We start from the raw sequence: 13,965 nt of genomic DNA, 5'->3' as shown, positions 1-13,965 counted from the left end.
GGCCAGACCATGCAGCTGATCGTGCTGCCGCAGGCCTTCCGCAACATGCTGCCGGTGCTGATGACGCAGACCATCATCCTGTTCCAGGACACCTCGCTGGTCTACGCCATCGGCGCCTACGACCTGCTCAAGGGTTTTGAAGTGGCGGGCAAGAACTTCAACCGCCCGGTCGAGACCTACCTGGTCGCCGCCGTCGTCTATTTCGTCATCTGCTTCTCGCTGTCGATGCTGGTGCGTCGCCTGCAGAAGAAGATCGCCATCATCCGCTGAAGCCCGGGAGAACCCCACATGATCAACATCCAGAACGTTTCCAAGTGGTACGGCAGCTTCCAGGTGCTGACCGACTGCAGCACCACCATCCAGAAGGGCGAGGTGGTGGTGGTCTGCGGGCCCTCGGGCTCGGGCAAGTCCACCCTCATCAAGACCGTCAACGCGCTCGAACCCTTCCAGAAGGGCGACATCACCGTCGACGGCGTCAGCATCGCCAACACCAAGACCAACCTGCCCAGGCTGCGCAGCCGCGTGGGCATGGTGTTCCAGCACTTCGAGCTGTTCCCCCACCTGTCGGTGACCGAGAACCTGACGATCGCGCAGATCAAGGTGCTGGGGCGCAACCCCGAAGAGGCGAAGACGCGCGGCCTGAAAATGCTCGACCGCGTGGGCCTGATGGCGCACAAAGACAAGTTCCCCGGTCAGCTCTCGGGCGGCCAGCAGCAGCGCGTGGCGATTGCGCGCGCGCTGTCGATGGACCCGATCGTGATGCTGTTCGACGAGCCGACCTCGGCGCTGGACCCCGAGATGGTGGGCGAGGTGCTGGACGTGATGGTGCAGCTGGCCAACGAAGGCATGACCATGATGTGCGTGACGCACGAGATGGGCTTTGCCAAGAAGGTCTCGAACCGGGTGATCTTCATGGACGCCGGCAAGATCGTCGAAGATTGCAAGAAGGACGAGTTCTTCGGCAACCCCGACGCCCGTTCGCCCCGCGCCAAGGACTTCCTCTCCAAAATCCTCCAGCATTGAGCCTGCCCACCGACGCACCCGCCCCGATCACCGGTCCGTCCGGCATCGCGCCCGGCCACGGACCCCTGTCCGGCCGGGCGGGCTGGCTGGTGCGCCGGTTCCTGCTGGTGCTGCTGGGGCTGGCCCTGGTGGCGGGGGCGGGGGCGCTGGTCTACCAGCGCAGCTTTGCCCAGGGGGAACACAGCCTCAAGGCCGCCACCAACGGCCGGCTGGACCTGTTCGCCTCGGTGGTCGAGGCGCGCGTGCGCCGGCTGGAGCCGGTGCCCGCCACCATCCAGCTCAACCCGGCGGTGCTGTCGCTGCTGCGCGCCCCCGACCCGGTGCGCGAGCGCGCCGCCAACGACTACCTCGCGCGCCTGAACGCCCACCTGGGCAGCGTGGCGGTCTACGTGCTCGACGTGCGCGGCATCGTGCTGGCGTCGAGCAACGTGGCCGAACGCGACGACAGCCTGCTGGGCGAGGACGTCTCCTACCGGCCCTACTATCTGGAGGCGCTGGCCGGGCGCTCGACCCGGCACTTCGCCATCGGCAGCGGCGGGCAGGCCGGTTACTTCGCCTCGCACCCGATCTACGACGGCCCCCGCGTGCTGGGCGTGGCGGCGATCAAGATCGGGCTGGACGCGCTGGAACAGACTTGGCCCATGCTGGCGGCCCCGGCCCTGGTGGCCGACGCCAACCAGGTGGTCATCCTCTCGTCGCAGCCGGCCTGGCGCTACACCTCGCTGGAGCCGCTGCCGGCCGAGCGGCGGGTCGACCTGCAGCTGGCGCAGACCTACGGCGCGCTGCGGCTGCCGCTGTTTCCGGTGAAGGTGCTGCTGTCGGTCGACGACGACACGCAGGAGGTGCAGGGCTTCGTCTCGGGCGACGAGGCACGGCACCGCGAGGCGCTCGGGGCCGGCGGCAACCGGGCCGGCCACCTGGTGCTGGGCCGTTCGCTGGACGGCATGGACTGGCGCGTGCTGATCTTCACCAGCCTGTCGGCGGTGCGCCAGCAGGCGCTGATCGACGGCGTGGGCGGCGCGGTGTCGGCGGCCTTCCTGATCCTGCTGGCGCTGTACTGGAGCCAGCGCCGCCGCATCGAGCGCCAGAAGCAGGCGGCCAAGCGGCTGCTGGAACAGGCCAACGCCGATCTGGAACACCAGGTGGGCCTGCGCACGCAGGAACTGACCGACACCAACGAACAGCTGCGCCGCGAGGTGGCCGAACGCCAGCAGACCGAGCAGACGCTGCGCGCCGCGCAGGATGAGCTGGTGCACGCCGGCAAGATGGCCGTGCTGGGCCAGCTGGCCGCCAGCATCACGCACGAGCTGACCCAGCCCCTGGGCGGCATCCGCACGCTGGCGGGCAACGCGGCCGAGTTCATGCGCCGCGGCAACCACGCCGCCGCGCAGGACAACCTGTCCATCGTCGCGCGGCTGGTCGAGCAGATGGCGCGCATCATCGACCCGCTCAAGAGCTTCTCGCGCAAGTCCAGCGCTTCGCCGGGGGCCACCGATGTCGGGCGCGTGGTCGAGCAGGCGCTGTTCCTCTACCAGCTGCGCGTGCGGCACGACCAGGTGCGGGTGGACAACCGCTGTGCACCGGGCCAGTGGACCGGCTGGTGCGACGCCAACCGCCTGGAACAGGTGCTGGTCAACCTGATCGGCAACGCGCTGGACGCGATGCGCGAGGCGGACCCGCGCGTGCTGACCCTGAGCGCCGAGCGCTGCGAGGTGTCGGGCGTGCCCATGGTGGCGCTGACGGTGCACGACAGCGGCAAGGGCCTGAGCGAGACCGACCAGCAGCGCCTGTTCGAACCCTTCTACACCACCAAGCCCAGCGGCGTGGGGCTGGGCCTGGCGATCTGCCGCGACCTTGCCGCAGAATTCGGCGGTGACCTGCAGGCGCACAACCACCCGGACGGCGGGGCCTGCTTCGTCCTGACCGTGCCCGCCGAGCCGCCCGCCGACACCCCGATCCCGAGCCGATGAACCCCTCCCTGACCGTTTTCCTGGTCGAAGACGACGCCGATCTGCAGCTGGGCTGCGTGCAGGCCCTGCAACTGGCCGACATCGCCGTGCGCGCCTTCGACTCGGTCGAAGCCGTGCTGCCGCACCTGAGCCCCGGCATGGCCGGCGTGGTCGTGACCGACATGCGCCTGCCCGGCGCCGATGGCCTGTCGCTGATCGCCGAGGCGCAGGACCTCGACCCCGACCTGCCGGTGATCATGGTCACCGGCCACGGCGACGTGAACCTGGCCGTGCAGGCCATGCGCAGCGGCGCCTACGACTTCATCCCCAAACCGTTTTCACCCGAGCAGCTGGTCGAGGTGGTGCAGCGCGCGCTGGACAAACGCCGCCTGACGCTGGAGGTGGCGAACCTGCGCCGCGCGCTCACGCTCAGCGAGGGGCTGGAGGGCAAGCTGGTCGGTCACGCGCCCGCCATCGCCCGCGTGCGGCAGCTGATCACCGAGATCGCCGACTCACCGGTGGACGTGCTGATCCGCGGCGAGACCGGCACCGGCAAGGAGGTGGTGGCGCGCGCGCTGCACGACCACTCGCGTCGCCGCAACGCACCGTATGTGGCGCTCAACTGCGGCGGCCTGCCCGACAGCCTGCTCGACAGCGAACTCTTCGGCCACGAGCCGGGCGCCTTCACCGGCGCGCAGAAGCGCCGCATCGGCCGCATCGAACACGCCAACGGCGGCACGCTGTTTCTGGACGAACTCGAAAGCATGCCGATGGGCGTGCAGGTCAAGCTGCTGCGCGTGCTGCAGGAACGTTGCATCGAACGCCTGGGCTCGAACCAGAGCATCCCGGTGGACGTGCGCGTGGTCGCCGCCACCAAGGACGACCTGCTGGCGCGCGCGCAGCAGGGGAGCTTTCGCGCCGACCTGGTGTACCGGCTGAACGTGGTCAACATCGAGCTGCCCGCGCTGCGCGAGCGGCGCGAGGACATTCCCATGCTGCTGGAGCACTTCATGCTGCTGGCCGCCAGCCGCTACGGCCGGCCGGCGCCGCGGCTGCCGCCCGCGCAGCTGCGCCAGCTGATGGCGCGCGACTGGCCAGGCAATGTGCGCGAGCTGCGCAACGTGGCCGACGCGCTGGTGCTGGGCGTGGGCCCGCAATGGGTGTCGCCGCACGCGGCGCCGTCCGAGACCGCGGCGGCGGGCGAACCCGGCCTGGCCGAGACGGTCGACCAGTTCGAGCGCAGCCTGATCGCCGACGCGCTGGAACGCCACGCCGGCAACGTGGGTCAGACCGCCAAGGCCCTGAGCCTGCCCAAGACCACCCTGGTCGACAAGATCAAGAAGCACGGTCTGCGCTAGGCGCGGGCTCGGCGGCACTGATGACGTCGGACCAGGAGGCGGACGGCCGTTTCACCGAGACCTTCGACGGGTATGCGCTCGTGGGGCGCTACCGCCATGCGGCTTCTGCCGCGCCCTGCGGTCTGCTGGCCCTGCACGGCGCGCGCTCCGATCACCGGCGGCTGGACCCCTTGCTGCGGCCGCTGCAGGCGGCGGACGTCGCCAGCCTCGGATGCGACCTGTCGGGGCATGGGGACGGTTCGCCCCTGCCCAGCGCGCAGACCTCGCTCGCCCGCAACCTGCAGGAGGCCCTGCGGTTCGCGCAGCGCCTCGGTGCCGGGCCGGACACGGTGTTCGGCCACAGCCTGGGCGGCGCGCTGGCGATGAAGGTGGCCGAGCACTTCGGGCAGACCGTGAGGACGCTGATCCTCAGTGGCCCGGCGCTCTACCCGGAGGCCGCTTTTTCGGTGCCGCACTACGGCCCGGATTTCACCCGGGCGATCTCGACGCCGTTCGGCTTCATGGATTCCCCCTCGCTGCCGTTTCTCAGGCGCTTCCCGGGGCGGGTGATCCTGATCACCGGGCAGCACGACGGCTTGCCCGCCGACCGGCACGGCGGCGTGTGCGGCCGCTCGGCCGGCCTGGTCGAGGTCGCGGACGGCGCCGGGGCGCGCCGCACCGTCTACAGCCCGATTCCGGCGGAGGTGTTCGATGCGATAAGGGATGCTGCCGCTGACCGGCTCAGCGAGATCGTGCTGGACGGCTGCGATCACAAGGTGCTGGCGCACCTCGCCGACCACCCCGAGGTCGCGCATGCACTGACGCAGCGGCTGCTGCACCTGATGGGACGTGGTCCGCAGGCGCCGGGCTGTCGCATCGCCACCGACGGCACCTTGCGGGCCCTGTAGCGGCGGCGTGGTGGTGCCTCAGGCCGTCAGGCAGCGCAGCACCTCTTCGGCCGTGGCCGGCGCGTTCATCGCTTCGGGCCGCCCGCCCGCCTGCGCCACCGCATCGCGCAGCGCCTCGAACACGCTGATCGCCAGCATGAACGGCGGTTCGCCCACGGCCTTGCTGCCGTGCACGTTGTCCTCGCGGTTGGCTTCGGGCCAGAGATCCACCTTGAAATGCGCCGGCACGTCGCCGGTGGTCGGGATCTTGTAGGTGCTGGGCGCGTGGGTCTGCAGCAGTCCCTTGCCATTCCAGACCAATTGCTCGGTCGTGAGCCAGCCCATGCCCTGCACGAAGCCGCCCTCGATCTGGCCGATGTCGATGGCCGGGTTGATGCTGCGGCCCACGTCGTGCAGGATGTCCACCTTCAGCACCCGGCTCTCGCCGGTCAGCGTGTCGATGGCGACCTCGCTCACCGCCGCGCCGTAGGCGAAGTAGTAGAACGGCCGGCCCAGCATGGTGGTCTTGTCGTAATGGATCTTGGGCGTGCGGTAGAAGCCGTCGCTCCAGAGCTGGATGCGGTTGGCGTAGGCCGCGCCGACCACGGCTTCCCAGCGCCGGGTGGTCTTGTCGGTGATGACCTGGCCCGCTTCAAAACGCACCGCTCCCGCGCCCACGCCGTCCAGCCCCGCGACGAAGGCCGCGAGGTTCTGGCGCACCTGGCGCGCGGCGAACTGGGCCGCGCGGCCGTTCAGGTCGGTGCCGCTGCTGGCCGCGGTCGCGCTGGCGTTGGGCACCTTGCTGGTGTCGCTGGCGGTGCTGAGCACTTTGTCAAAGGGCACGCCCAGTTCGTCGGCCACGATGGCCGCGACCTTGGTGTTCAGGCCCTGGCCCATCTCGGTGCCGCCGTGGTTCACCTGCACGCTGCCGTCGGTGTAGACGTGCACCAGCGCGCCGGCCTGGTTGAACAGCGTGGCCGTGAAGCTGATGCCGAACTTGACCGGCGTCAGTGCCAAGCCTTTCTTGATGATGGGGCTCTGCGCGTTGAACGATGCGATCTGCTCGCGCCGTTCGCGGTAGCCGCTGGTGAGCGCCAGCTGCGTCATCAGCGGTTCGAGGATGTTGTCCTCCACCGGCATCTGGTAGTGGGTGACGTTGCGGTCTTCCACGCCGTACAGGTTGCGCAGGCGCACGTCCAGCGGGTCTTTTCCAAGGGCGCGAGCGATGTCGTCCAGGATGCGTTCGATCACGATCACGCCCTGCGGCCCGCCGAAGCCGCGGAAGGCGGTGTGGCTCTGCGTGTGGGTCTTGCAGCGGTAGGAGTGGACCGCGACGTCTTCGAGGAAGTAGGCGTTGTCGGCGTGGAAGATGGCGCGGTCGGCCACCGGGCCCGAGAGGTCGGCGCTGAAACCGCAGTTCGCCAGCATCTCCAGGTCCAGCCCGCACAGCAGGCCCGAGTCGTCGAAGCCGACGCGGTAGTGGTAAGCGAAGGGGTGGCGCTTGCCGGTGAGCATGAAGTCGTCGTCGCGGTCCAGCCGCAGCTTGACGGGGCAGCGCAGCTTGTTGGCCGCGACCGCGGCCCACACCGCCAGGTGACCGGCCTGCGTCTCCTTGCCGCCGAAACCGCCGCCCATGCGCCGGCACTCGACCGTGACCGCGTGGTTGGCCAGGCCCAGCGCGTGTGAGACCCAGTGCTGGACCTCGCCCGGGTGCTGGGTGCTGCTGTGGACCCACCACTGCTGCTGCTCCAGCGGCAGCACGTAGGCGATCTGGCCTTCAAGGTAGAAGTGTTCCTGGCCACCGACCTCGAAAGCGCCTTCCAGCTGGTGCGGCGCGCGTTTCAACGCCGCTTGCGCATCACCGCGGGTCACGTGCACCGGCGGCAGCACATAGCTTTCCAGCGCATGGGCTTCGTGCACCGTCAGCACCGGGTCCAGCGCCTCGATGGCCCACGTCACCAGCCGCGCGGCGCGGCGCGCGGTCAGGGCGTCGTCGGCCACGATCAGGCCGCCGACCTGGCCGAGGAACTGCACCGTGTCCATTGCGAACACCGGCTCGTCGTGCGCGAAGGCCGCCAGCGTGGTGTCACCCGGGATGTCGGTAACACCGATGAAGGCGCGCACACCGGGCAGGGCCAGCGCGGCCGTGGCGTCGATGCCCTTGAGCCGGCCATGCGCCACGGGCGAACACACCGGCGCGGCGTGCAGCGTGCCGCGCACCTCGGGGATGTCGTCGATGTAGGTGGCGGCGCCGGCCACCTGGGCGCGGGCGCTTTCATGGAATCGGGACTGGCCAGCCGCGGCAGCCCCGCCCGTTCGGGCTGAGCCCTTCGACAGGCGCAGGACAGGCACTGCCGAAGCCGTCGTGAGCCCTTCGACAGGCTCAGGGTGAACGGATGTGGTCGGTTGGAGAAGGTCGGGTGCGTTCATGTCAGGGCCTCCACGGTCTTGAGGCTGTCGAGGTTGATGCCCTGCAGGCCCTGGCTTTCGAGCCAGTAGCGCTGCAGCAGGTTGCCCAGCACGGTCTGCCGGTAGGCGGCGCTGGCGCGCATGTCGCTGATGGGTTGAAACTCGGCGCGCAGCGCGGCAGCGCCGGCCATCACCGTGTCGGCGTTCCAGGGCTGGCCGAGCAGGGCGGCTTCGGTCCGGCGGGCGCGGGCCGGGGTGGCGGCCACGCCGCCGGCGCCGATGGAGACCTGTTGCACCACGCCGGCCTTGACCGTCATCTGGATGGCGAGGCAGACGGCGGAGATGTCGTCGTCGAAACGTTTGCTGATCTTGTAGATTTTTTCCAGCGCATGCCCGTTCGGCCGCGGCACCTTGATCCAGCACAGCAGTTCGTCGGGCCGCATCACGTTCGTGCGGTAGCCGGTGTAGAGGTCTTCCAGCCGCAGCTCGCGGTGGGCGATCCCGCCGCCGGCCTTGGTCTTCTTCCATCGCATCAGCACCACGCTGGCGCCCAGGGCGATCAGCAGCGGCATGGAGTCGCCAATGGGCGAGCCGTTGGCCACGTTGCCGCCCAGCGTGCCGGAATTGCGCACCGGCAGGCCGGCAAAGCGCTGGCCGAAGGTCTGCAACTGCGGCCGCTCCTTCACGAGCGCGGCGAAGGCATCGGTCAGCGTGACCGCGGCGCCGATGGCGATGTGCTGCGGGTAGGTCTCGACGCGCTGCAGTTCGCGCGCCGCCGTCACGTCCAGCACCTGCGCAAAGCGCTTGTGCTGCTTGGTGACCCAGAGGCCGACGTCGGTGGTGCCGGCCACCACCTGGGCCTGGGGGTGGGCGGCGCGGGCTTGCAGCAGGGCGTTCAGGCTGCGGGGCCGCAGGTAGGGCGCATCCGCGTCGGCCTTGGGTTTCAGCGCCTTGAGCGCCGCCACCGTGGCCGCTTCGTCCACCGCGCAGCCGGCGGGCAGGGGCAGGGCGCCCATCTGTTGCGCCGCGTCGAGGATGGGCCGGTAGCCGGTGCAGCGGCACAGGTTGCCCGACAGGTCCACCTGGGCCTGTTCTCGGGTGACGCCCTGGCCGCCGCTCGTGTTCTGGTACAGGCCGAACAGGCTCATGACAAAGCCGGGCGTGCAGAAGCCGCATTGCGAACCGTGGCACCGGACCATGGCTTCCTGGCTGGGATGCAGCTCGCCCGAGGGCGCCGCGATGTCCTCGGCGGTGAACACCGCCATGCCGTCCACCGAATGGGCCAGCCGGATGCAGCTGTTGATGGCTTTGTATTGCAGTTTCCCGTCGACCACCTCGCCCAGCACGACGGTGCAGGCGCCACAGTCGCCCTCGCCGCAGCCTTCCTTGGTGGCACTCAGGTGCAGGTCGTCGCGCAGCAGCTCCAGCAGGGTGCGGTCGGGTGCTACATTGCCGACCGCCACGGTCTGGCCTCGGCGCAGGAATCTCAGGGTTTGTCCGGGTATTTCAGGCTTCATGCGCGGCAGCTTAGCGCCAGCCGGCATGGCACGGCATATGCTCTGACGTATGGTCAGAATGCTTCAGGTGCCATTTCCACGCGTCCCCACCGGGTATGAAATACATGTCCATGTTCGACAAGATTGACTTGCACCTGATTCGCGTCCTGCACACGGTCCTGACCGAGCGCAGCGTGTCGCGTGCGGCACTGAAGTTGGGCATGTACCAGCCGGCGGTCAGCGCCGCCCTCAAACGCTTGCGCGAACTGGCCGGCGATCCGCTGCTGGTGCGTTCGGGCTCGGGCATGATGCCCACCGCCGCCGGCCTGCGCATGGTGGAGCCGGCGGCCGAAATCCTGCGCAGTGCAGAAGTGCTCTTTTCCGACGCCCGCAGCTTCGACCCCACCACCGCCCGCCACACCTTCAGCGTCGCCGCCAGCGACTACCTGGACCCGCAGTTCCTGCCGCAGCTGGTGATCCAGCTCAAGGCGCAGGCGCCGAACTGCCCGATCGAGATCCACCCCCTTTCGGCCGACGGCGATTACCGCACCCACCTGGCGCAGGGGCATGTGGACGTGGTGATCGGCAACTGGCCCAAGCCGCCGGGCGACCTGCACCTGGGCCGGCTGTTCGGCGACCAGATCGTCAGCCTGGTCTCGATCCAGCACCCGGCGGTGCGCCGCGGCTGGGACGAAGCCGCCTGGCTGGCGGCCGAACACATCGCCCCCACGCCCATGCACCCCGGCGCGCGCGGCGCGATCGACGACTTCCTCTCCAGCCGCGGCATCTCGCGCAACATCGTGGCGCGCTGTCCGCATTTCGGCCTGATCCCGGCCATGGTGGCCGGCAGCCTGCTGGTGCTGACCACCGGCCGCCATTACGCCGAGCGGTTCGTGGACCAGCTGCCGGTCAAGGTGCTGCCCTGTCCGATCGAGTTTCCGCGGCTGCTGTATTACCAGCTCTGGCACGAGCGCACCCATGCCTCGCTGGCCGGCCGCTGGCTGCGCGAGCAGATCAAGTCGGTGGCGGCCTCGCTGCGCCCGGCCGAAGCCCAGGACGCGGTGGCCTGAATAACCCGACCAGCAGGAGACCGACTTGACGACCCCCCGATTGCAACTGAACGGCATCACCAAACGCTACCCCGGCGTGGTGGCCAACAGCAACGTGTCCCTGTCCGTTGCGCCCGGTGAAATCCACGCCGTGCTGGGCGAAAACGGCGCCGGCAAGTCCACGCTGATGAAGATCATCTACGGCTCGGTCAAGCCCGACGAGGGTTCGGTCATGTTCAACGGCCGGCCGGTCCACATCCGCAACCCGCAGGAGGCGCGGGCGCTGGGCATCAGCATGGTGTTCCAGCACTTCAGCCTGTTCGACACCATCACCGTGGCCGAGAACGTCTGGCTCGGTCTGGACAAGGCGCTCACGCTGGCCGAGGTGATGGCCAGCATCGACGCCACCGCCGCCGAATACGGGCTGGACATCGACCCCAAGCGCCCGGTGCACACGCTGAGCGTGGGCGAGATGCAGCGGGTGGAAATCATCCGCGCGCTGCTGACCAGCCCGCAGCTGCTGATCCTGGACGAGCCGACCTCGGTGTTGACGCCGCAGGCGGTGGAAAAACTCTTCGTGGTGCTCAAGAAGCTGGCGTCCGAGGGCTGCTCCATCCTCTACATCAGCCACAAGCTGCACGAGATCCGCGAACTCTGCACCGCCTGCACCGTGCTGCGCGGTGGCCAGGTCACGGGCGTGTGCGACCCGCGCCAGGAGAGCAACGCGTCCCTGTCGCGCCTGATGATCGGCGCCGAGCCGCCGGCGCTGCAGGCGCGCGCGCTCAACGCCGGCGCCGATGTGCTGCAGGTGCGCGACCTGACGCTGGCCAGCGACGACCCCTTCGGCACGAACCTCGCCCACATCGCGCTGACCGTGCGCGCGGGCGAGGTGGTCGGCATCGCGGGCGTGTCGGGCAACGGCCAGGCCGAGCTCCTGTTTGCGCTCTCGGGCGAGGACACCCACGCGCCCGCCGGCAGCATCCGCGTGGCCGGGCAGGACGCCTCGCGCCTGTCCCCGGGCCGCCGCCGTGCGCTGGGCCTGCACTTCGTGCCCGAAGAGCGGCTGGGCCGTGGCGCGGTGCCCACGCTGTCGCTGGCGCACAACCTGCTGCTCTCGCGCCGCGACGCGGTGGGCGCCGGCGGCTGGCTGCGCCTGGGCGCGCTCAAGGCGCAGGCCGAGGGCATCATCGCCCGCTACAAGGTCAAGGCCAACGGCCCCGACGCGGCCGCCAAGTCGCTCTCGGGCGGCAACCTGCAGAAATTCATCGTCGGCCGCGAGATCGAAGCGAAGCCCAAGCTGCTGATCGTGAGCCAACCGACCTGGGGCGTGGACGTGGGCGCTTCGGCGCAGATCCGCGGCGAAATTCTGGCGCTGCGCGATGCCGGCTGTGCGGTGCTGGTGGTCAGCGAAGAGCTGGACGAACTGTTCGAGATCAGCGACCGCCTGCACGTGATCGCCAAGGGCCGCCTCTCGCCGGCCATCGACCGCGCCGACGCGACGGTGGAGCGCATCGGTGAATGGATGTCGGGCCTGTGGGACGACGCCGCACACCACAACAACAAGAACCAGGAGCACGCCCATGCTGCGGCTTGAAGTCCGTCCCCAGCCCTCGGCGCGCTGGGGCTACGCCTCGCCGCTGCTGGCGCTGGCCATCACCGTGGTGATCGGTGTGATCCTGTTTGCGGTGCTCGGCAAAGACCCGGTGCGCGGCCTGCAGGTGTTCTTCTGGGAACCGATCAAGAGCAGCTACGCGCTGTCGGAACTCATGGTCAAGGCCACGCCGCTGCTGATCATCGCGCTGGGGCTGGCGGTCTGCTTCCGCTCCAACGTCTGGAACATCGGCGCCGAAGGGCAGTACCTGATCGGGGCCGTCTTTGCCGCCGGGGTGGCGCTGATGGCGGACAAGACCACCGGCGGCTGGATCATCCCCGCCATCATCGTGGCCGGGGTGCTGGGCGGCATGCTCTGGGCCGGCATCACGGCGCTGCTGCGCGACCGCTTCAACGCCAACGAGATCCTGGTCAGCCTGATGCTGGTCTATGTGGCGGTGCAGGTGCTCAACTACCTGGTCTACGGCCCGTGGAAAGACCCCCAGGGCTACAACTTCCCGCAGACCAAGACCTTCGAGTCGGTCACGCAGATCCCCAAACTGTTGCAGGGCTCGCGGCTGAACATCGGCCTGCTGCTGGCGCTGGCCGGCGCGGCGGCGGTCTGGGTGTTCCTGTTCCGCACCTATTCGGGCTTCGCCCAGCAGGTGGGCGGTCTGGCGCCGGCGGCGGCGCGCTACGCGGGTTTCTCGTCGCGCAAGGCGCTGTGGATCGCGCTGCTGACCTCGGGCGGCGCCGCCGGCCTGGCCGGCGCGCTGGAGGTGGCTGGCCCCATCGGCCAGCTCACGCCCTATGTGCCGGCGGGCTACGGCTTCGCGGCCATCATCGTGGCCTTCGTCGGCCGGCTGCACCCGGTGGGCATCGTGTTCTCGGCCATCCTCATGAGCATGTTCTACATCGGTGGCGAGCTGGCGCAGTCGCGCCTGGGCCTGCCCAAGTCCATCACCGGCGTGTTCCAGGGCCTGCTGCTGTTTGCGCTGCTGGCCTGCGACACGCTGATCGCCTACCGCGTCGTCTGGAAGAAATGATGACCACCCCCGTCGCTTGCTCGCTGCGCGTAGCCGCATCCCCCCTCAAGGGGGCAACGCTTGTGGCCTGGCCAAGCCAGTTCCACGGCGTTCCCCGGTCAGACACCGTTGCCCACATCCGTTGCTGGAGTCGTTGACATGGAATCCACCGCACTCCTCATCGCCGCCTCGCTCAACGCAGGCACCGTGCTGGCCATCGCCTCGCTGGGCCTGCTCATCAACGAGAAGGCCGGCATCGTCAACCTGGGGGCCGAGGGCATGATGCTTTGCGCCGCCCTGGCCGGCTTTGCCACCGTGGTGCACACCGGCAGCACCGTGGCCGGCTTTGCCGCCGGCATGGCCGTGGGCGCCTTGCTCGCCGCCCTCTTCGGCGGGCTGGTGATCTGGCTCAACACCAACCAGTACGCCACAGGGCTGGCGCTGTCGCTGTTCGGTGGGGGCTTCTCGGCCTTTGCCGGCACGGCCTACGTGCAGGAGAAGCTGCCCGAGCAGAGCCAGTTCGCGATCCCGCTGCTGTCCGACATCCCGTTCCTGGGCAGCGCACTGTTCAAACAGCACCCCATGGTGTACGCCTGCGTGGGGCTGATGGCCGGGCTGGTCTGGTTCCTCTTTCGCACCCGTGCGGGGCTGGTGCTGCGCAGCGTGGGCGAGAGCCCCGAATCGGCCCACGCGCTGGGTTACCCGGTGCGCCGCATCCGCCTGCTGGCGGTGATGGCCGGCGGCGCCCTGTGCGGCCTGGCCGGCGCCTACGTGTCCACCGTCTACACCCCGCTGTGGGTGGAAGGCATGATCGCCGGCAAGGGCTGGATCGCGCTGGCGCTGACGACGTTTGCCACCTGGCGCCCGGCACGTGTCTTGCTGGGGGCCTACCTGTTCGGTGGCGTGACCATGCTGCAGTTTCACCTGCAGGGCATGGGCGTCGACGTGCCCAGCCAGTTCCTGACCATGATGCCCTACCTCGCCACCATCGCCGTGCTGGTCCTGATCTCGCGCAACCCGACCTGGATCCGCATCAACCTGCCCGCCTCGCTCGGCAAGCCGTTCTATCCGGGTTCATGAAGATGGCCCCCTTGCGTCCCATCGCCTGCGGCGCTGTCTCGCGGCTCCACCGCTGCGCGGGTCGCTGCCCCCCAGGGGGGCTGAACCGCCTTGGGGCGGCCCGGCGGCGGTTCGCGGGTT

At 69.4% G+C, this 13,965-nt stretch carries 11 protein-coding genes; 9 read left to right on the top strand and 2 right to left on the bottom strand.

Annotation, left to right across the window (positions count from 1 at the left end; translation table 11 throughout):
• From RMP09_RS19775 to RMP09_RS19755, 5 genes are all read left to right on the top strand, one after another.
• Positions 1 to 270 (top strand): ABC transporter permease subunit (locus tag RMP09_RS19775; RefSeq protein ID WP_310567678.1); only part of this gene is annotated, 270 nt, incomplete at its 5' end.
• Positions 271 to 288: 18 nt separating this feature from the next.
• Complete coding sequence (locus RMP09_RS19770; RefSeq protein ID WP_310567677.1) at positions 289 to 1,023, top strand: amino acid ABC transporter ATP-binding protein; 735 nt, start codon at positions 289 to 291, stop codon at positions 1,021 to 1,023.
• Complete coding sequence (locus tag RMP09_RS19765; protein WP_310567676.1) at positions 1,020 to 2,993, top strand: ATP-binding protein; 1,974 nt, start codon at positions 1,020 to 1,022, stop codon at positions 2,991 to 2,993. The genes RMP09_RS19770 and RMP09_RS19765 overlap by 4 nt, the downstream gene beginning before the upstream one ends.
• Positions 2,990 to 4,330 carry a sigma-54 dependent transcriptional regulator gene (locus tag RMP09_RS19760; protein WP_310567675.1) on the top strand — a complete coding sequence of 447 codons (1,341 nt, stop codon included), beginning with the start codon at positions 2,990 to 2,992 and terminating at the stop codon, positions 4,328 to 4,330. The genes RMP09_RS19765 and RMP09_RS19760 overlap by 4 nt, the downstream gene beginning before the upstream one ends.
• Before the next feature lie 20 nt (positions 4,331 to 4,350).
• Positions 4,351 to 5,217, top strand: a complete 867-nt coding sequence (locus tag RMP09_RS19755) for an alpha/beta hydrolase (protein ID WP_310567674.1) — start codon at positions 4,351 to 4,353, stop codon at positions 5,215 to 5,217.
• Positions 5,218 to 5,235: 18 nt separating this feature from the next.
• On the opposite strand, the gene xdhB is transcribed toward RMP09_RS19755, so the two are convergent.
• Positions 5,236 to 7,626: a xanthine dehydrogenase molybdopterin binding subunit gene (gene xdhB, locus RMP09_RS19750; protein WP_409559763.1), complete on the bottom strand. Its 2,391-nt coding sequence runs from the start codon at positions 7,624 to 7,626 to the stop codon at positions 5,236 to 5,238.
• Positions 7,623 to 9,122, bottom strand: a complete 1,500-nt coding sequence (gene xdhA, locus RMP09_RS19745) for a xanthine dehydrogenase small subunit (RefSeq protein ID WP_310567673.1) — start codon at positions 9,120 to 9,122, stop codon at positions 7,623 to 7,625. Before xdhA ends, xdhB begins: the two co-directional genes overlap by 4 nt.
• 95 nt (positions 9,123 to 9,217) lie before the next feature.
• Between xdhA and RMP09_RS19740 the strand changes: the two genes are divergently transcribed.
• The 4 genes from RMP09_RS19740 (at position 9,218) to RMP09_RS19725 (ending at position 13,845) form a co-directional block, all read left to right on the top strand.
• Complete coding sequence (locus RMP09_RS19740) at positions 9,218 to 10,171, top strand: LysR family transcriptional regulator (RefSeq protein ID WP_310567672.1); 954 nt, start codon at positions 9,218 to 9,220, stop codon at positions 10,169 to 10,171.
• A gap of 25 nt (positions 10,172 to 10,196) precedes the next feature.
• Positions 10,197 to 11,744 (top strand): ABC transporter ATP-binding protein, encoded by a 1,548-nt coding sequence (locus RMP09_RS19735; protein WP_310567671.1) that lies wholly within the window; start codon positions 10,197 to 10,199, stop codon positions 11,742 to 11,744.
• Complete coding sequence (locus tag RMP09_RS19730; RefSeq protein WP_310567670.1) at positions 11,731 to 12,786, top strand: ABC transporter permease; 1,056 nt, start codon at positions 11,731 to 11,733, stop codon at positions 12,784 to 12,786. The genes RMP09_RS19735 and RMP09_RS19730 overlap by 14 nt, the downstream gene beginning before the upstream one ends.
• A gap of 138 nt (positions 12,787 to 12,924) precedes the next feature.
• The gene (locus RMP09_RS19725) at positions 12,925 to 13,845 is read left to right on the top strand and encodes an ABC transporter permease (protein ID WP_310567669.1); all 921 of its coding nucleotides are present in this window, start codon (positions 12,925 to 12,927) and stop codon (positions 13,843 to 13,845) included.
• Positions 13,846 to 13,965 lie beyond the last annotated feature (120 nt).

Origin of the sequence: Hydrogenophaga sp., assembly GCF_031426985.1 — a bacterium.
Taxonomy (GTDB): domain Bacteria; phylum Pseudomonadota; class Gammaproteobacteria; order Burkholderiales; family Burkholderiaceae_C; genus Hydrogenophaga.
Note: the sequence above shows the minus strand (reverse complement) of the source record. Positions and strands in the feature narration are given on the sequence as shown.

What these genes read in the sequence shown, in the direction of transcription:
- xdhA (WP_310567673.1), bottom strand. Translation starts at nt 9,122, where the DNA reads ATGAAGCCTGAAATACCCGGACAAACCCTGAGATTCCTGCGCCGAGGC.
- RMP09_RS19740 (WP_310567672.1), top strand. Translation starts at nt 9,218, where the DNA reads ATGAAATACATGTCCATGTTCGACAAGATTGACTTGCACCTGATTCGC.
- xdhB (WP_409559763.1), bottom strand. Translation starts at nt 7,626, where the DNA reads ATGAACGCACCCGACCTTCTCCAACCGACCACATCCGTTCACCCTGAG.
- RMP09_RS19730 (WP_310567670.1), top strand. Translation starts at nt 11,731, where the DNA reads ATGCTGCGGCTTGAAGTCCGTCCCCAGCCCTCGGCGCGCTGGGGCTAC.
- RMP09_RS19760 (WP_310567675.1), top strand. Translation starts at nt 2,990, where the DNA reads ATGAACCCCTCCCTGACCGTTTTCCTGGTCGAAGACGACGCCGATCTG.
- RMP09_RS19770 (WP_310567677.1), top strand. Translation starts at nt 289, where the DNA reads ATGATCAACATCCAGAACGTTTCCAAGTGGTACGGCAGCTTCCAGGTG.
- RMP09_RS19755 (WP_310567674.1), top strand. Translation starts at nt 4,351, where the DNA reads ATGACGTCGGACCAGGAGGCGGACGGCCGTTTCACCGAGACCTTCGAC.
- RMP09_RS19725 (WP_310567669.1), top strand. Translation starts at nt 12,925, where the DNA reads ATGGAATCCACCGCACTCCTCATCGCCGCCTCGCTCAACGCAGGCACC.